Source organism: Vibrio sp. T20, from assembly GCF_007858795.1.
GTDB classification, from domain to species: Bacteria; Pseudomonadota; Gammaproteobacteria; order Enterobacterales; family Vibrionaceae; genus Vibrio; species Vibrio satsumensis.
The window spans coordinates 1-18,723 of the sequence record NZ_VFEB01000096.1 but is presented as its reverse complement, the minus strand read 5'-3'; the positions used below and the strand labels follow the sequence as shown (position 1 = coordinate 18,723).

The 18,723-nt window shown below is 44.9% G+C and carries 15 protein-coding genes; 4 read left to right on the top strand and 11 right to left on the bottom strand.

Annotated elements, in window-relative coordinates:
* Positions 1–83: 83 nt before the first annotated feature.
* Positions 84–2,585, bottom strand: a complete 2,502-nt coding sequence (gene rnr, locus FTW16_RS12685) for a ribonuclease R (RefSeq protein ID WP_146491334.1) — start codon at positions 2,583–2,585, stop codon at positions 84–86.
* Between the two features lie 247 nt (positions 2,586–2,832).
* On the opposite strand from rnr, the gene FTW16_RS12680 reads away from it, so the two are divergent.
* Complete coding sequence (locus tag FTW16_RS12680; RefSeq protein ID WP_146491333.1) at positions 2,833–4,242, top strand: amidohydrolase; 1,410 nt, start codon at positions 2,833–2,835, stop codon at positions 4,240–4,242.
* A 169-nt stretch (positions 4,243–4,411) separates the two neighbouring features.
* On the opposite strand, the gene motX is transcribed toward FTW16_RS12680, so the two are convergent.
* Complete coding sequence (motX, locus tag FTW16_RS12675) at positions 4,412–5,047, bottom strand: flagellar protein MotX (protein ID WP_061019827.1); 636 nt, start codon at positions 5,045–5,047, stop codon at positions 4,412–4,414.
* Between the two features lie 73 nt (positions 5,048–5,120).
* Here motX and FTW16_RS24510 point away from each other — a divergent pair, with 73 nt between their 5' ends.
* Positions 5,121–5,291: a hypothetical protein gene (locus FTW16_RS24510; protein ID WP_186728058.1), complete on the top strand. Its 171-nt coding sequence runs from the start codon at positions 5,121–5,123 to the stop codon at positions 5,289–5,291.
* A gap of 72 nt (positions 5,292–5,363) precedes the next feature.
* Here the strand turns inward: FTW16_RS24510 and FTW16_RS12670 are convergent, their stop codons facing one another.
* Positions 5,364–6,680 (bottom strand): adenylosuccinate synthase, encoded by a 1,317-nt coding sequence (locus tag FTW16_RS12670; RefSeq protein ID WP_010434108.1) that lies wholly within the window; start codon positions 6,678–6,680, stop codon positions 5,364–5,366.
* Between the two features lie 172 nt (positions 6,681–6,852).
* Here FTW16_RS12670 and FTW16_RS12665 point away from each other — a divergent pair, with 172 nt between their 5' ends.
* Positions 6,853–7,041, top strand: a complete 189-nt coding sequence (locus tag FTW16_RS12665) for a DUF2065 domain-containing protein (RefSeq protein WP_010434105.1) — start codon at positions 6,853–6,855, stop codon at positions 7,039–7,041.
* 158 nt (positions 7,042–7,199) lie between these two features.
* Here the strand turns inward: FTW16_RS12665 and hflC are convergent, their stop codons facing one another.
* From hflC to tsaE, 8 genes are all read right to left on the bottom strand, one after another.
* Positions 7,200–8,177: a protease modulator HflC gene (gene hflC, locus FTW16_RS12660; RefSeq protein ID WP_102478974.1), complete on the bottom strand. Its 978-nt coding sequence runs from the start codon at positions 8,175–8,177 to the stop codon at positions 7,200–7,202.
* A gap of 2 nt (positions 8,178–8,179) precedes the next feature.
* Positions 8,180–9,382, bottom strand: coding sequence for an FtsH protease activity modulator HflK (gene hflK, locus FTW16_RS12655; protein ID WP_050652797.1), 1,203 nt, complete (start codon positions 9,380–9,382; stop codon positions 8,180–8,182).
* 27 nt (positions 9,383–9,409) lie between these two features.
* Entirely contained in the window at positions 9,410–10,717 is a 1,308-nt protein-coding gene (gene hflX / locus FTW16_RS12650; protein ID WP_017059928.1) for a ribosome rescue GTPase HflX, read from the bottom strand.
* Positions 10,718–10,761: 44 nt separating this feature from the next.
* Positions 10,762–11,025 carry an RNA chaperone Hfq gene (gene hfq, locus FTW16_RS12645; RefSeq protein WP_017059927.1) on the bottom strand — a complete coding sequence of 88 codons (264 nt, stop codon included), beginning with the start codon at positions 11,023–11,025 and terminating at the stop codon, positions 10,762–10,764.
* Positions 11,026–11,218: 193 nt separating this feature from the next.
* A complete protein-coding gene (gene miaA / locus FTW16_RS12640; RefSeq protein ID WP_146491332.1) occupies positions 11,219–12,151 on the bottom strand; it encodes a tRNA (adenosine(37)-N6)-dimethylallyltransferase MiaA in 933 nt (310 codons plus the stop codon).
* 97 nt (positions 12,152–12,248) lie between these two features.
* The gene (gene mutL, locus FTW16_RS12635; protein WP_146491331.1) at positions 12,249–14,456 is read right to left on the bottom strand and encodes a DNA mismatch repair endonuclease MutL; all 2,208 of its coding nucleotides are present in this window, start codon (positions 14,454–14,456) and stop codon (positions 12,249–12,251) included.
* 86 nt (positions 14,457–14,542) lie between these two features.
* On the bottom strand, positions 14,543–16,258 hold the full coding sequence (locus tag FTW16_RS12630; RefSeq protein WP_146491330.1) for an N-acetylmuramoyl-L-alanine amidase: 1,716 nt from the start codon (positions 16,256–16,258) through the stop codon (positions 14,543–14,545).
* Positions 16,252–16,716 (bottom strand): tRNA (adenosine(37)-N6)-threonylcarbamoyltransferase complex ATPase subunit type 1 TsaE, encoded by a 465-nt coding sequence (gene tsaE, locus FTW16_RS12625; RefSeq protein ID WP_004735870.1) that lies wholly within the window; start codon positions 16,714–16,716, stop codon positions 16,252–16,254. Before tsaE ends, FTW16_RS12630 begins: the two co-directional genes overlap by 7 nt.
* A 211-nt stretch (positions 16,717–16,927) precedes the next feature.
* On the opposite strand from tsaE, the gene queG reads away from it, so the two are divergent.
* Positions 16,928–18,070, top strand: a complete 1,143-nt coding sequence (queG, locus tag FTW16_RS12620; RefSeq protein ID WP_146491329.1) for a tRNA epoxyqueuosine(34) reductase QueG — start codon at positions 16,928–16,930, stop codon at positions 18,068–18,070.
* Positions 18,071–18,723: the final 653 nt, after the last annotated feature.

Genomic DNA, 18,723 nt, shown 5'->3' with positions numbered 1-18,723 from the left:
CCGAGAGCATGCATCTTCCGCCTGATACTCTCGCATTTAAATCCGTTAGACGTTAAGCCTTGCTGTCATTGTAAAATGATAACTTAAGACTTATCAGCCTTTGGCTTACGACTTGCTGCGCGCTTTTTCTTAGCACGAGCTTTAGCAGCACCGGTTTTATTCGCGGGCTTTTTCTTCTTAGCTGAGCTTTCGCTACTTCCATCTGGTCGTTTAGTTGGTTCAACTAAAGGCGTTGCAGGTACGCCTGGCTTATTACTTTTCACCGCTGAACGCTTCTTGCTTTTCGCCTTTTTCATCGCTTCAGCAGCACGCTTCTTGGCTGTTTTACCTTTACCACGTGGCTGACGATCGGTGTCTTCTAAATCAAAGTCGATTTGACGAGTTTCTAAGTTAACCGCCGAAACCTTCACTTTAACCGAATCACCCAAGCGGTAGATATTACCTGAGCTTTCACCAACCAGACGCTGACCAACAGCATCAAATTGGTAGTAGTCATTCGCTAGCGCAGAAATATGTACCAGACCATCGATGTGAAGTTCAGTTAGACGCACAAAGAAACCGAAGCCAGTCACGTTGGCAATCACGCCATCCATCACTTCACCGACATGGTCTTGCATGTATTCACATTTCAGCCAGTCGTTCACTTCACGTGTAGCGTCATCAGCACGACGCTCAGTCATTGAACACTGCTCGCCGTAGAAGTCCATATCATCGAAAGTGTAGTGGTAACCACCAGTTGGCGTCCAACGTTCGCTGTTACGACCTTCTTCTTTCGCAATAAGGTACTTAATCGCACGGTGCAATAGCAAATCTGGGTAACGACGAATTGGCGAGGTAAAGTGAGCATAGCGTTTAAGAGCTAAACCAAAGTGACCCGCGTTATCCGCGTTGTATACCGCTTGCTTCATTGAGCGTAGCAGCATTGTTTGGATTAATTCACGATCTTCACGTTCGTTAATCTGTTGCATCAGTTGTGCATAATCTACCGGAGATGGCGACAAGCCACCTTCCAGCGTTAAACCTAATTCACTTAAGAAGCTCTTGAAGCCCATTAAGCGCTCTTCGCCCGGAGTTTCGTGAACACGGTACAGCGCAGGCTCTTTCGCTTTTTCTACGTAAGATGCCGATGCGATGTTTGCCAGAATCATACACTCTTCGATGATCTTGTGTGCATCGTTACGAATTACTGGCTCAATACGGTCAATCTTACGATCCGCATTAAAGATAAACTTAGTTTCTACCGTTTCAAATTCAATCGCACCACGTTCGTCACGCGTTTTCTTAAGCACCTTGTACATCTTATGAAGCTCTTCAAGATGTGGTACTTCAGGTTCGTAACGTTCACGTAATTCTTCATTGCCATCTAAGATCGCGCCTACTTTGTTGTAAGTAAGACGAGCATGAGAATTCATTACCGCTTCGTAGTGCTTGTAGCCCGACAGTTTACCTTTGTCTGAGATAGTCATCTCACACACCATACATAAACGGTCGACTTGAGGGTTCAATGAACACAAACCATTTGAAAGTACTTCTGGCAGCATTGGTACAACTTGTGACGGGAAGTATACCGAGTTACCACGGTTAATCGCCTCTTTGTCTAGCGCTGTATCTGGGCGAACGTAGTAACTTACGTCAGCAATCGCTACCCATAGGCGCCAGCCGCCGCCTTTCTTCGCTTCACAATAAACCGCATCATCGAAGTCACGCGCATCTTCACCATCAATCGTAACCAATGGCAGCTTACGCAGGTCTACACGTCCTTCTTTTGCTTCTTCAGGAACATGCTCACCTAGGTTTTCGATTTGTTTATCTACCGCTTCAGGCCACTCTTGTGGGATCTGGTGAGTACGAATCGCGATCTGCGTTTCCATACCCGGCGCCATATTCTCACCAAGAACTTCGGTCACTTTACCCATCATGTTACGAGAACGACCGCCGCGATCCGTAATTTCAATCACAACCACATTACCCATTCGAGCACCGCCTTTATGCTCAGTAGGGATCTGGATGTCGTGACTAATACGCGAATCATCAGCAACAACGTAAGAATGGCCATACTCTAGGAAGAAGCGACCAACAAGTGGCGTTTTACGCTCTTCAAGCACACGAACCAAGCGGCCTTCACGACGGCCACGCTTACTGTTATCAGTAGGCTGAACCAATACGTAATCACCATGCATGATGGTTTTCATCTGATGATGCGGCAGCACGATATCATTGTCTTTACCCACACTGCCGTCTGGGCGAACCCAACCATGACCGTCTTTATGACCAATCACATAGCCTTTGATCAGCTCCATCTTCTCAGGCAATGCGTAGCACTGACGACGAGTAAAGATAAGCTGCCCATCACGCTCCATTGCACGTAAACGACGACGCAGCCCTTCATATTGTTCCTCTCCAGCAAGACCCAAAGCTTCGAATAGATCGTTACGGTTCATCGGAATATTCGCGTCTGTTAGAAACGAAATAATGAACTCTCGGCTTGGTACTGGATTATCGTAATTTTTCGACTCTCGGTCGGCAAAAGGATCAACAGTGGTTGTCGCTGTCGTGTTTTCTGACGTTGGTGTGTTTTTTGACATAGGCGGGCCTGCTTAAGCAAGGAAGGTATATACCCCTAGTATATCTGATGCTAGAGGTAAGCTACAGATATGCTTTGGAAAACACTCAAATAACCTCAGATTGATACATATCTTCACTTTGTGAAACATCGCTTCATAGACGTGGACTATCATCAAAATTTCAAGCAAACGATAAAACAAACGTTTGCGCCATGAATGAAATACACTATTATCCACGCACTTTACCAACTCCTGTTCTGAGTATGATATGAAACTAAAACGCACTTTATTGGCTTCAGCAATGGCAAGCCTCGCTATATTTCCATTTGCGAGTTCGGCAATGGAAAAAGCGGACCTGATGATTACCGATGCGATGGTTCTAACCATGAACCAAGACAAAACGGTTTATGAAAGCGGTACTGTTGTCGTCAAAGACAACAAAATCATTGCGGTAGGTGATGCTTCACTAGAGAAGCAGTACCAAGCGAAACAAGTGTTAGACGTTGATGGCGATATCGTTATGCCGGGTCTCATCAATACTCATACTCACGTATCAATGACGGTTTTCCGTTCGCTGGCCGATGATGTGCCTGATCGCCTGCACCGCTACATCTTCCCACTAGAGAAAAAGCTAGTATCGCGAGACATGGTACGCATTGGTGCGAATCTAGGTAACGTTGAAATGGTAAAAGGCGGTGTCACGACTTACGCCGACATGTACTACTTCGAAGATGAAGTAGCGAAAACTGTCGATAAGATCGGTATGCGTGCCATTCTGGGTGAAACCGTGATTAAGTTTCCAGTAGCGGATGCTGCCAACGCCGAAGAAGGCATCAAGTACGCATTGAACTTCATTGAAGAATACAAAGATCACCCGCGAATCACACCAGCGTTTGCACCGCATGCTCCTTACACCAACACCACAGAGATCCTGCAGAAAATATCTAAGCTATCTCTAGAGTTAGATGTACCAGTAATGATTCACCTTGCAGAATCACATCGTGAAGAAGAAAAAATCGCAGAGCGTTCTGATGGGTTATCCCCGGTTCAATACATGGACAGCATTGGCGCACTCAACAAAAACTTGGTGGGTGCACACATGATCCTAGTAGACGATCACGATATCGAATTAGTGAAGAAATCGGATATGGGCGTAGCTCATAATATGAGTGCTAATATCAAGTCAGCAAAAGGCGTATCACCAGCGCTTAAGATGTATGACGAGAACGTGCGTATCGGTTTAGGTACAGATGGGCCAATGTCTGGTAACACACTGAGCACCATTGATGAGTTCAACCAAGTCGCTAAGGTTCACAAGCTAGTTAATAAAGATCGTGCTGCGATGCCGCCGATCAAAGTGATCGACATGGCAACTATGGGCGCAGCAAAAGCGCTCCACATGGAAGATAAGATCGGCTCTCTTGAAGCTGGTAAGCTTGCCGACATCATAGTGATCGATACCAAGGCACCAAACATGGTTCCGGTCTACAACCCATACTCAGCATTAGTTTACTCTGCTAACTCGGGTAACGTTCGCCACACGATCGTTGATGGCAAGATCATTATGCAAGACCGCGACATGCTAACGGTAGACGAAGACAAGATTCGTCAAGAAGCACTCGATTTTACCAAGGTTGTTCGTGAAACGGTGATTGAGTCTGGTGAGGTTGTTCAATAACGTCACTGAATGAGATAAACGGTTTCCCTTAAGATCAAAAAAGGCCTCATAGGAATTTATCTATGAGGCCTTTTTAATACGAGTTTTTTTACCTCAATATATTTCTATATCAAGATAGATGATTAACGAGTGCAGTCATTAATCATCTACTCTGATTCAATAATCGATCTTACCAGAACACGTCTCGACGTTTTGCTCGAGCAATGATGTTGTCTGGCATTCTCTGTTCTAGACCGCTACGAAGCACGGTGATACGCTTATGCTGCCTTTGATCCGCTGTCACCGAGTTGTATAACCAGCGGTAAGCGTCTTCATAGTCTAATGGGCTACCGTAGTCACGTAACAAGAGTTCAGCTAAGTGGATACTCGCACTTAAGTTACCCATAGAGGCCGCTTCACGTAGATACGGAATCGCACGCTCTTTGTCTTGTTGTACCAAAGTACCACGAGAGTAATAACGACCTAACTGCTCTAATGCAGCGGGTAAACCTTGATGTGCCGCGTTTTCCATATAGTAAAGGCCAAGCTCTACATCTTGTGGAACACACACACCCCAAGCCAACATATCGCCGTATAAAAACTCATAAGAAGGCAAGCTAATACGCGTCGCACGAGCAACGATATCTTCAACTAACTGGCACTTATCAGCTTTCACTCGCTCTAGATGTTGATTATTTTCGATTAAATTAATCAGTTCAGCTTCTGTATATATTGGAACGGGCTCTCCCACATCAGCCAAATTTGCATGACTCAAGGGTGAGCTCAGCGCCATTATTAATGAAGCTGCCACAATTCGTAGCTTCATACCTGCACTCTATTATCTGTCGCTAAAGTTATCTATTGAGGGGTGCAGAGGATTTCTACACGCACAAAACAGGGTGAACTTCACTTTCCATGATATCTGTATCGGCAATAACCCTGACGGCTTTAGACAAAACTTGCCGCTAATGGGCAATATTTTGCCAGATGGCGTTCAAAAGATCACCATCAAAGAGTGCGTGGCTAAATTGCAGGTATTAAAAAGCCGACTTAATAAAGTCGGCTTTTAGAAAACTATTTCATTATCAGAGCACTTTAATTATCAAAGCAATGTTTGTGCTGTGGTAATCACTCAGCGGGCATTACGCGCCGTATGGGTGAACCTTGATGATAGTTTCGTTACGATCTGGGCCAGTTGATACGATATCAATTGGAACGCCAGTTAGGTCTTCGATACGCTTAATGTAATCTAGAGCAGCTTGTGGAAGCGCGTCGATAGATTTAGCACCAAATGTGTTTTCAGACCAACCAGGCATTGTTTCGTAGATTGGCGTCGCTTCTTCGAATGACTCAGCAGCCATTGGAGAAACTTCTAGGATAGAACCATCTTTCATCTTGTAGCCAGTACAGATTTTTAGTTCTTCTAGGCCATCAAGAACGTCTAGTTTAGTTAGACACATACCAGATAGAGAGTTGATTTGGATTGCACGACGCATAGCAACAGCATCGAACCAACCAGTACGACGTAGACGACCAGTTGTTGCGCCAAACTCGTGACCAACATCGCCTAGGTGCTTACCAACTGGGTCTTGTTTTTCAAGGCCATCGTATAGCTCAGTTGGGAATGGACCTGAACCAACACGAGTACAGTAAGCCTTAGTAATACCAAGGATGTAACCGATGTGACGAGGACCGAAACCAGAACCTGCAGCAACACCACCAGCAGTCGTGTTAGAAGACGTTACGTATGGGTAGGTACCGTGGTCGATATCTAGTAGCGTACCTTGAGCACCTTCGAACATGATCTTGTCGCCGCGCTTACGTGCTGCGTCTAGTTCGTCAGTTACGTCGATAACCATCGCAGTTAACATGTCTGCGTAGCTCATCGCTTGCTCAAGAACTTCTTCGTAGCTTACTGTTTCAGCTTTGTAGAAGTGCTCTAGTTGGAAGTTGTGGAATTCCATAACTTCTTTTAGCTTCTCAGCAAATGCTTCTTTATCGAAAAGGTCGCCAACGCGTAGACCGCGACGAGCAACTTTATCTTCGTAAGCTGGACCGATACCACGACCCGTTGTACCGATAGCTTTAGCGCCACGAGCGATTTCACGCGCGTTGTCGATTGCAATGTGGTACGGAAGAATTAGAGGACAAGCTTCAGAGATGAAAAGACGCTCACGTACTGGGATACCGCGATCTTCAAGAGGCTTCATTTCTTTTAGAAGTGCGTCAGGCGATAATACTACACCGTTACCAATAACACATTTAACGTTATTGCGTAGGATACCTGATGGAATTAAGTGAAGAACGGTTTTTTCACCGTCAATTACAAGTGTGTGACCTGCATTGTGACCGCCTTGGTAGCGAACCACGTATTTTGCATCTTCAGTTAAAAGGTCAACGATTTTACCTTTACCTTCATCACCCCATTGGGTGCCTAGAACGACTACGTTATTTCCCATCTTTCCAATTTCTGTTGCTAATTAAAAATGGATTCTAGCACTGAATCACACTTCTTGCAGTCACTTTTTGTCCATAAACGTTAACACTGTACAAAAATAAACCAGCGATAACTGAGGGCGAATGTATGAAGATACTGATATCATTGCTTTTTTACAGACAAAAGGCAGAACCATGTCTCAATCAATTTGGCTCGCTATTGGGCTCGTACTTATTGTTGAAGGGCTCGGCCCCTTAATTGCACCCAATGGCTGGAGAAACATGGTCGCGCAACTGAGCGAACAACCAGACACACAACTGCGTCGCATTGGCGGCTGTCTTGTGGTGGCGGGAGCGGTTATCGCTTTCATGACCTACCGCTAGGTTTAGGTTGCTATAAGTAGAACGCTATTGAGCGCCTTCCCTCACGCCCCCAATCGTAGACCTGAAAACAATAGAAAACAAAAAGGCTCCCATAATGGGAGCCTTTTAAGTTTTAACGCATTTTGCTTATTGAGCTAAGCATTCGCTAACGCATCAGCTTATTTCGCTGGAGCGCCGCTTGCTTGATTCATGTATTGGAAGAAGTCAGTCTTCGGATCCAGTACTAGAATGTCGCTCTTATCGCTAAATGATGTCTCATAAGCTTGCAATGAACGCATGAAGCCGTAGAACTCAGGATCTTTGCTGAACGCATCAGAGTAGATCTTCGCTGCTTCTGCATCCGCGTCACCACGAGTGATTCGAGCTGTACGGTCAGCTTCAGCAAGAACTGTTGCCACTTCTAGCTCAGCTTGAGCACGGATAACTTCCGCTTTCTCACGACCTTGAGAACGGTGTCTACGAGCAACCGACTCACGTTCTGCACGCATACGGCGGTAGATAGATTCACTGATTTCGTCAGGAAGGTTAATCTTCTTCATACGGAAATCAACAACTTCAACACCTAAATCAGCCATCGCACTTTCTGCCGTTCCAGACAAAACGTTTTCCATGATCTTATCGCGTTCGCCATCAACTTCTAGTGCTTCTGCAGCCGCTACCGTTGTGACGACTTCGCTATCAGCAGAGTCTGGCAGGATGTCCTTATTACGAGGACCTGACACGATCTGCTTAATTTCACGAGAACCAATTTCAGAACGAAGAACATCTGTCACCTTACGCTCAAGAAGTGCTTCTGCCGTCATGATATTACCGCCGCCAGTACTCAGATAGAAACGTCCAAAATCAGCAATACGCCATTTTGCGTAAGTATCAATTAGAACGTCTTTTTTCTCTGATGTTACGAAACGGTCAGAACGACCATCCATCGTTTGAATACGAGCATCAAGTACTTTTACGCGATCAAACAGTGGCAGTTTAAAGTGCAGGCCTGGTTCATAGATTCGTGATACGCCGTTGTCATCGAGAACTCGACCAAAACGAATTACCATGCCACGCTCGCCTTCTTGAATCACAAACAGTGACATCAATAGAAGGGCAATCGTCACAACTAATACAGGGATCATTAATTTACGCATTATTAGTATCTCCCTTGGCGTGAACTGTCTGAACGAGTTTGAGTGCTAGACTTTGGATCAGCTTGAGTTTCTAACTCAATTTGATCGTAAGTTGATGATGCTTTTGCAGGGCGAGTGCCCGACTGAGAACCACCTTGTGCGCCTAGCTTATCAATTGGTAGGTATAGCAAGTTACCGCTTGATTCAGAATCAATCAGGACTTTCGATGTGCTTGAGTACACTTTTTCCATTGTATCAAGGTACATACGGTTACGTGTTACTTCAGGCGCTGCTTGGTATTCAGGTAGCAGTTTCTCGAACTGAGCCACTTGACCTAGAGCACCATTAACTGTGCGCTCTGAGTAACCCACCGCTTCTTTCTTCAAACGCTCAGCACGACCTGTTGCTTTTGGAAGAATGTCATTTCGGTAAGCTTCAGCTTCACGCTCGAAACGCTCTTCATCCTCACGAGCCGCGATAGCATCATCAAATGCATCTTTCACTTGCTCTGGTGGACGTGCTGACTGGAAGTTCACGTCAACAATAAGAATACCCATATCGTAGCTATCGATAATGCGGTTTAGTGTTTCTTGAGTACTTTGACGAATCTGCTGACGACCACTTGTTAGGATACTATCCATTAGTGAGTCACCAATTACTGCACGAAGCGCAGAATCGGTTGCTTGGCGTAGACTGTCGTCTGCATTCGTTACACGATACAAGTACTTGTATGGGTCAGAAACACGGTATTGAACACCCATTTCAACGGTCACAACGTTTTCGTCTTTCGTTAGCATCGTGCCAGCAGCACGTAGAGAACGAATCGCTTGAACGTTGACTAGTTGCTCATCTTTGATTTCATCGATGAAGCGTGGGTGCCAGTTAAGACCAGGCTCTTCGATACGGTCGAACTGACCCAATCGAAGTACTACTGCTCTTTCTGCTTCGCCAACGGTGTAGAAACCAGCGAAGAACCAGATAGCAATCGCAATGACAGCAATGACACCAAAGCCAATCGCACCGCCACCACCGATAGATGGTCCGTTACCGTTGCCACCTTTTTTACCAAACTTGCCACCTAACTTTTGACTTAGTTTACTAAACACTTCGTCTAGATCTGGCGGTCCTTGATCTCGGCCGCCGCGATTATTTTTATTACCCCAAGGGTCATTATCGCGGCCGTTATTATCGCCGTTGTTGTTATTTCCAGGCTCATTCCACGCCATTAGAAAGCTCCATCATTTGATATGACGTTATACTGTAGCAGTCTCTTTGGTAACGATAAAGTCACCTAAGAGCGCCCCTTCTCTTTTTTCAAGTTTAGACCAATCTATTTGTTGCATTCGGATATCTATCAACAAGTTACCATTTTCATCATACTCTTCCTGTTGAATACATTTCATCTCGAAGAATAAGCTGCGAATACGGCCCTGATGTTGATGTGGAATACACAACCGGAATTGAACCATCTGGCTAGCTAAACGCTCAGTTAAAGCTTCAAACAGCAGTTCAATGCCTTCTCCTTCCATTGCAGAAACCCAAACAGCGCGAGGTGCGCCCTCTTCGTCTCTTTCAATTCGAGGTTTTTGGTCTTCCATGCAGTCAATTTTGTTCATGACTACAAGGGTTGGCACTTCATGAGCATCGATTTCTTCTAATACTTCATGAACAGCCTGAATGTTCTCACGAAAACGGTCATCACTGGCATCAACAACATGTAACAAAATGTCAGCTTCCTGCGTCTCTTGTAATGTTGCCTTGAACGCAGCGACCAAGTCGTGTGGTAGATGACGGATAAAACCTACGGTATCTGCGAGAATTGCAGGCCCGACATCTGCCAAATCAATCTTACGCAGTGTTGGGTCTAGGGTTGCAAACAGTTGGTCTGCCGCATAAACACCAGCACTTGTGATGCGATTGAAAAGTGTTGATTTCCCTGCGTTGGTATAACCAACCAAAGAAATTGTTGGGATTTCAGCTCGATTACGAGCACGTCGTCCTTGTTCACGCTGCTTAGCGACTTTCGCTAAACGACGCAGTATTGCCTTTATACGGTCACGCAACAAACGGCGATCGGTTTCCAGTTGAGTTTCACCTGGACCACGAAGACCAATACCACCTTTCTGCCTTTCAAGGTGAGTCCAACCACGAATCAATCGGGTAGAGATATGACGAAGCTGAGCGAGCTCAACTTGTAGCTTACCTTCATGAGTTCGCGCACGTTGTGCAAAAATATCTAAGATCAAACCCGTGCGATCAATCACACGACATTTACACAATTGCTCGAGATTTCGCTCTTGGGCAGGAGAGAGAGAGTGGTTAAAAATCACAATTTCAGCACCGGTTAGCTGAACAGCTTGTGCGATTTCTAGGGCTTTACCTTCTCCAACGTAGTATTTAGGGAGTGGGGATTGTCGGCTACCAGTAATCACTTGTAGCGTTTCTACCCCCGCAGAGGAGACCAGCATTTCACATTCGCTTAGGTCTTCCCATTCTCCCTCTTGCGTGAAGTTGATATGAACAAGTACGGCTCGCTCGCCGGATTCATAACGGTCAAACAAGCAACCAACTCCTTATTACAGCGCAAGCTGTATCAATTGAACGATTAATCTTCAGTCTTCTCTGGACGATCAGATGGCGTGCGTTGCTCGCCGCTGTGGTGACTAACTGCGCGAGCAGGTACCACAGTAGAAATCGCATGCTTGTAAACCATTTGGTTTACTGTGTTCTTCAATAAGATCACGAATTGATCGAAAGACTCGATCTGACCTTGCAGCTTAATGCCGTTAACAAGATAGATAGAGACTGGAATGCGCTCACGACGGAGTGCATTTAGGAATGGGTCTTGTAGCGATTGCCCCTTAGCCATTTTATTTTCCTTATTTGTATTTTGTTGTAATTATTTAGCTAGTGGTGCACAAAAAGGTGCGGCCTTTGCATCTGAGCTAAATGAATAAAAAAACTCCGTTGTTATTGAAAGGCTGTGATTTTTTAAAAGCCTCAATAACGGATCCTTTCCAGAGTATATTCACGCAAAAGCGATCACATTATACACAGCAATACTAATCAGATGCTATTGCATCTGAAAGAGTTTCTAACGCTTGATCAATGTTTTCGCTATCTAACCAAGTTAAATCATCCCAACTGCGCAACCAGGTGATTTGTCGCTTGGCCAACTGACGGGTTGCACAGACACCACGGAAAACCGCTTCGTCTAAATCACAATTACCGTCTAAATAATCCCACATCTGCCTATAACCAACGCATCGGATCGATGGCAGTTCAGGATGAAGATCTCCTCTGGCGTACAACGCCTTCATTTCCTCTTCAAATCCCGCTTCGATCATCTTCTCGAAACGCAGCTCAATGCGGCGATGGAGTTCTTTCCTTTCCTTGGGAGCTATTGCAAATTGTTTTACACGAAATGGCAGGCTATCGCCTTTCGTTTGAGTTAGCTCTGTTAATGTTTTACCCGAAATTCGGTAAACTTCCAATGCCCTTGAAAGCCTTTGTGGATCATTTGGGTGTATTCTTTCAGCGGATACGGGATCAATCTCTCTTAATTGATCGTGCAATGCCTGCCAACCTTGTTCGATAGATTCCGCTTCAATCTGCTTACGAATCTCTTGATCCGCTGCTGGTAATGGCGATAAACCTTCCAACAATGCTTTGTAGTAAAGCATTGTGCCACCAACAAGTAGCGGAATTTTGCCTTCCGCTACAATCTTATTCATTTCATTGATCGCATCACGACGAAAATCTGCCGCAGAATACGCTTCGCTTGGATCCAGAATATCAATCAAGCGATGAGGCGCGAGCGCAAGCTCTTCCGCATCCGGTTTAGCGGTACCAATATCCATGTCTTTGTAGATAAGTGCCGAATCGACGCTGATGATCTCTACTGGGTATTTCTGACGTAAGCGGATAGCTAAATCTGTTTTTCCTGATGCCGTTGGGCCCATTAAAAACAACGCTAAAGGTAATTTTTCAGTCATGATATTTTGTATTTGCTTCTCTGTTTTAGCGCTTTTTAGCAAAGGGCTTTGTGTCGCGACGTATTCAGCTAAAAAGACAAATGTCGTCGCGAAAAAGTTAAACCGTAAACGCGGCTATAGTCGCTGAAAAGTCGATAGGATTAACAAACTCTGGATCATCTAATGGAAGTAGACCATGCCAAAGTTGTTCAAGTTCCCCAACTAGTTGAACCGCTTCAGATAAAGTGTAGTCGCTTTTTACTTGTGCCGTTTGAATCCCGATCCAGTTAACCAATGATGGCAACAGGTCGTTGGAAACATTAGCCGTGTGATTATCAGCAATCTGAGCGTTTAATGAAGCCGCGTAAGATAACAGATCTGGGATCAAAATTTGTAAGTTTTGCTGCCTTAAAGGAGAAGGCACGCCCATCACCATTACCGCCTCACTGTTTCGCGCCTTAAGCTCAATCCCCAGTAATGCCAATGTTTGGCTCAGCGTCTTCGCAACTTCGACAAGTTCACTACCCAGCTTAATCGATAAGGGCACCAATAGTGGCTGGCTTTTTAACGCGCCACCTCGAGTATCAAGTTGGCCAATCACACGTAGCAATTCCGCTTTGGCTAGAGACACCAATACGCTGCCGTTTTTGTTTCCCATTACCAAATATTGGCGTTCCACGACCGAGACGGCTTTGCCTAAGTCCGTCACAGGTACTCTTGGCTTTGAATGAACAGGATTCTGTTGAGCAGGCTTAGCTTCTTTATTTTCTATGTTGTCTCTGGTTTCTACTGGTGCCACATGCTCTTGAGGAGATGATGGAGCTACAACTTGATCATCAAAGTCTGGCGTTTTCAACAGCTCTTTGTAGGCTTTGACTTCACGCTTAGAAGGCGCTGGCTCAGCATGATGTTGATTGGGTTCTTTTTCTTTTCTCGGAGCAGGTCGAGACTCAATCCACTCTTGACGAGGAGAGCCGGTAAAACTGCTTTCACTAGCAGACGAGCTTCGGCCAGCTGATGTATTTGGACTGGTTGATGAGCTTGGGCTAGTTGATGAAATATAGTGTCGCCCGCCATCATTAACGCTTTGTTGAGGGTTATCATAAACCTGCTCTGATTCGGCTTTTCTCGGGTAGGTAGGCGTTTGCTCAATAGCGTGTCGCACCCTATCCGAAACTTGGATTTGATCCGCATTACTAGGTAGCGTGTTTTCTGGCTCAGTAAAACTTGCAACACCATCAACTACAGAGCTCGTACTATCTTGCTGATGATGAATCACTTCTGATTGATGAAAAGCTGATTGATTGATTGGCGCAGCATCGATCTGCTTACTCTGTGCTAAGCCATCACTCAATGCTTGGTAAATAAAGTCATGCACAAGGCGCGCTTGATGGAAACGCACTTCATGTTTAGCAGGGTGAACATTCACATCGACTTGATGTGGGTCGAGTTCAATGAACAGCACATACGTTGCGAATTGGTCTGGACGCAGGCTAGTTTCATAGCTCTGGCGAATTGCGTGATTGATCAGTTTGTCACGCATCATACGGCCATTCACATAGCAGTATTGCAGATCGCTTTGTTGTCTTGCTCCTTCTGGCGTGGTGATCCAGCCATGAAGTTTTAGGCCTTGATGCTCAAGCTCGATCTTAAGCATATGGCGCACAAAAGGGTTGCCACATACCGCAGCGATGCGCTTTTCTGCTTGAACTTGTGTTTTAGCTGCGCGGTACTGACGAATCATTTTGCCGTTATGACGAAGGTTGATCGTCACATCAAAGCGACTCAATGCAATACGTTTAAGCAACTCATCAATATGCGTGAATTCGGTTTTCTCGGTGCGTAAGAACTTGCGGCGTGCTGGTGTGTTGAAGAACAGATCCAACACCTCAACCGAGGTACCAATTGGATGCGCTGCAGGCTGCAGTTTCACCTGCATATCACGGCCTTCACTGTGTGCCGCCCAAGCTTGATCTTGAGTAGCAGGGCGTGAAGTCATGGTTAAGCGCGCAACTGAACTAATACTCGCCAGCGCTTCACCACGGAAACCGAGGCTGACGATCGCCTCAAGGTCGTCAAGAGTATGGATCTTAGAGGTAGCATGACGGCTCAACGCCAAGGCAAGCTCATCTTTGACGATGCCCTTACCGTTGTCACGAACGCGGATCATTTTTGCGCCACCTTTCTCGATATCAATATCGATACGCGTCGCACCTGAGTCCAAACTGTTCTCAACCAACTCTTTCACAACAGAAGCTGGTCTTTCTACCACTTCACCCGCTGCGATTTGGTTCGCTAACCGAGCTGGCAGTATTTTGATCGTCATATAGCTACCTTACTGCCACTTATAGAAGTACTTCTCGCGTTAGAGATTACTTCTATGTTCTAAACATGACTTAAATATTGGCTCAACTACTTATGTGGAATAATGAGCACTTGGCCAATGGCTAATTCATCAGAGCGCAATTTGTTCGCTTGGCGAATACTGTTAACGCTCACACCGTATTTCGAAGCTATCTTGCCAAGATAATCGCCTCTTGCGACTTTGTGTTTGCGCAGAGGGACATCTTTCACTTCAACTGTAATACGTAACTTTTGGCCTACTCTCACAGTCTCTGATTTCAAGCGGTTCTCACGTTTGATATCAGCCACCGAAACTTTATAGCGGCTGGCTATCTTGCCTAGATACTCTCCAGACTTAACCGTGTGAGTTATGGTCTTAGTTCTAACAGCACTGCTTGATGATGAGCTTGAAGCGCTGCCTGGAATCTTAAGTACTTGGCCAATCGCTAAGCTGCTCGATTTCAGGTTGTTGAATTTCATCAAGGCCTGTGTCGAGGTGCCATATTTATTCGCAATAACAGATAGAGACTCACCACGAGAGACTTTATGTTGGCTCACGCTACCCGTTGATGACGTCGCGTTAGACAAGATAATCCCTTCAGGTGGGTTAGCCTTCAAATACTTAACGACCGCTTTAGTCACTGCTCGTGCCAATTTATCTTGATGCGAGCGTTGGAAAAGCAGCTTCTCTTCCGTCGGATTCGAAATAAAGCCCGTCTCTACCAATACAGATGGGATCTGTGGTGAACGTAATACCGCCAAACTGGTGTTAATCGGCTTACTGTTATGCAGTTTCGCAACCTTACCCATTTCAGACAGAATCGCCGTTGCCAGCTTGTAGCCCTCTTTTTGAGAGTGGCTAAACTGCAAATCAAGCAAGGTTTGATTTACGTTCTTATCATCAATATTGCCAGTAAAAGCAGCACCGCTACCACCAAGTAGCTCTGACTGTTTCTCTTTATTCTCAATCCAGCGTGAGATCTCGGTATTCGCACGTCGAGTATTCAGCACAAACACCGAGCCACCTCTTGGTTGAGGAGTGGTAAATGCATCGGCGTGAATAGAGATCAACAGGTGAGCTTCATTCTCTCGAGCAATCGCAACACGTCGATTCAAGTTCACAAAGTAGTCAGCATTACGCGTTAAACGCGTTTTGATTCCCGGTACGGCATTTAATTGTGCAGCCAGCTTGCGGGAGATACTCAGCGTCGCATTCTTCTCATATTTACGAGATGGACCGATTGAGCCAGGATCTTCACCACCGTGGCCAGGGTCAATCACGATCAAAATGTCTTTCTGACGTTTAACCTGATTAATGTTCTTGCTAACCGTTGGTTTACTTGGCTTCGATGTCGCTTTACTTGCCGCACCATGAGGTAAGTCGATCACCAAACGGTGTCCATACTGACCACCCGGAGTCGGGCTCAGTTTGAACAACTCTGCTTTAGACGACTTCTTTAACTCAAAAACCAAGCGATAGGTGTTTTTGTTTGGCGGTGAACTCTTACGAATCTTAGATAGAACAGGGCTATCTTTCACCACGACCGGTAGCTTAGTTGCAAGGTTGGTATTTTTTAAATCGACCACTAAACGACTCGGGCTACTCAGTGTGAAATAGCTAAAGTCCGCTTCTGATTTTAAGTCGATAACCACACGAGTTTCTTCTGGAGAAGGCCAAACCCTTAAACTTTTCAGTGAGTTTGCAGAAACAAGTGAAGAAAACAGTATAGAAAAAACAGCAGCCATCATGGCCACTGCTGAAATAAGGCGTTTAGAAATCAACATAACTCCAACTGACTAAGTAAGCGCTGTCCGTATTCACTATTAGCGGTTAAAGAAACAATACGGTGATCGTCTTGGTAACGAATATCAATATCCAAATCAGCTTCTGGTAGCATCCCATAGCCTTTCTCAGGCCATTCAACCAAACAGATAGCATCTGGAGTAAAGTAGTCACGAATTCCCATGAACTCTAACTCTTCAGGATCGGCTAGGCGATAAAGGTCAAAGTGGTACACCTGCCAATCGGCAAGTTGATAAGGTTCAACTAGAGTATACGTTGGGCTCTTTACATTTCCTTGATGGCCAAGTGCTTTTACAAAGCCACGACTGAAGGTCGTTTTACCTGCGCCAAGATCACCATGCAGATAAATAGTCGTCTGCTGTGAGCAAAGATTAGAAAGCTCCGTTCCTAATTGAATCGTTGCTTGTTCATCTTTCAAAGTAAATTGTTTCGTGCTCATGAATACGTTCTCTAAAAATCGATCGTTGACTATATAAAAATCAAAAGAACAAGAATAGTAAACCGTGATGCTTTTGGGAGACAAGCACTCAAGTGTAAGTTCTATGAAAAATACTGCTCAAAACACGTCTGTTCTGGTCAACACCACTAAGATCCGTTAAGATCCGCCCCCATTTTTGCCTAACCGAATTTTAATCGATAAGTATGAAGCCATGAATCTAGACCATCTTGCTGAAAAAATTAAAATTTGGGGAAAAGAGTTAGGCTTTCAAAAAGTTGGCATCTGCGATGTTGATTTAAGTGAACACGAAGCCCCTCTTCAAGCATGGCTAGATGCGGGTCACCACGGCGAAATGGATTGGATGGCTCGACATGGGATGATGCGTGCACGTCCTGATGAACTTCACCCAGGCACAATTCGAGTGATCAGCGCTCGAATGAATTACCTACCACCAGAAGCTCAGTTCGCCTCTAATCTAAGCGATACTACTCAAGGCTACATCAGCCGTTATTCTTTAGGCCGCGACTATCACAAATTGTTCCGTAACCAGTTGAAAAAGCTGGGACAAAGAATTGAAAAAGAGGTCGAAGGTTTAGACTCACGCCCTTTCGTCGATTCAGCGCCTATTTTGGAAAGACCGCTCGCTCAAAAAGCAGGGTTGGGCTGGACAGGTAAACACTCATTAATTCTTGATAAAGACGCGGGCTCTTGGTTCTTTCTAGGGGAGCTGTTAGTTAACATCCCTCTTCCAGTCGATGAACCCAGTGTCGATGAGTGTGGTAAATGCACAGCATGTATCACTTCTTGCCCAACAGGTGCCATTATTGATGATGGCGTGGTGGATGCGCGCAAATGTATCTCGTACTTAACCATTGAATATGATGGTGTGATCCCTGAAGAGTATAGAGAAGCGATTGGTAACCGTATCTACGGCTGCGACGATTGTCAGTTAGTTTGCCCATGGAACCGTCATGCCGAACTCACAGAACAAACCGACTTTCACCGCAGAGAAGATTTCCAAGAAGCCGATCTGGTTGCACTTTCAGGTTGGGATGAAGCAACCTTCCTAAAGAGAATGGAAGGCTCCGCAATAAGACGTATCGGCCACACCCAATGGTTGCGCAATATCTTTGTTGCGATGGGCAATGCACCATTTCAACAACGCATTGTTGAAACACTGGAATCTCATCAAGGCAAAAACGAAATGCTAGATGTCCATATTGAGTGGGCTTTAGAAAAACAACTACAGCAATTACCTAGTGCCATTGAGGTGCCAAAAGGTAACAGTAAAGTCGCGACTAAAAAGCACCGACTAATACGTATTGTAGAAAAAGGACTACCAAGAGACGCTTAACGCTTTATATACCAATGTATGGCAAGCGAGCCCCCACTAACAGTCCAATATTTAAGACAACTCGTTGCACATAATTTTAGAACAATGTTTGACCTTGTTCTCAATTCTAGCAATGTGGAAAAAATTCAGAACTCTCGTAAACTTCCGACACTCGCACAAAGTTAAACACAGTACCGATAAATGATTAAGATCAAAAAACAACAAGTTAACGATCTTTTATCAAACTCAAGATAAGCATCCAACTTGATAAAAAACAACAAGTTACGATCGGCGCAATTCATCTAATATATTGAAAACAAGAAAGATCTTTTAGGGATAGGTAAAGAATTAAGCCTGAAATAACTTTATCAACCAAGTTATCCACACCTAACATTTTGTGGATAAGTCTGTTTATAGATGTGAAAAACCTCAAGTATCTGCTTCAGAGACCTGATGTTTACTAGCATTCCAGTTGCTAAGAAAAATTTAAGACAAAAAAATATCCACCATGATGGAGGATTATTTGCTTTTTGGGGGGATTATGCTTCGCAGCATTAAAGAAAGAGCGTGACCTTTAAGGTCGCCTTTAAACTCTGTGATCTAAAGAAAAACACGGTGGCTTAAAGAATCTTAATAGCTTTTTAGAAGAAAGCTGGAGCGATACATCGGGTTCG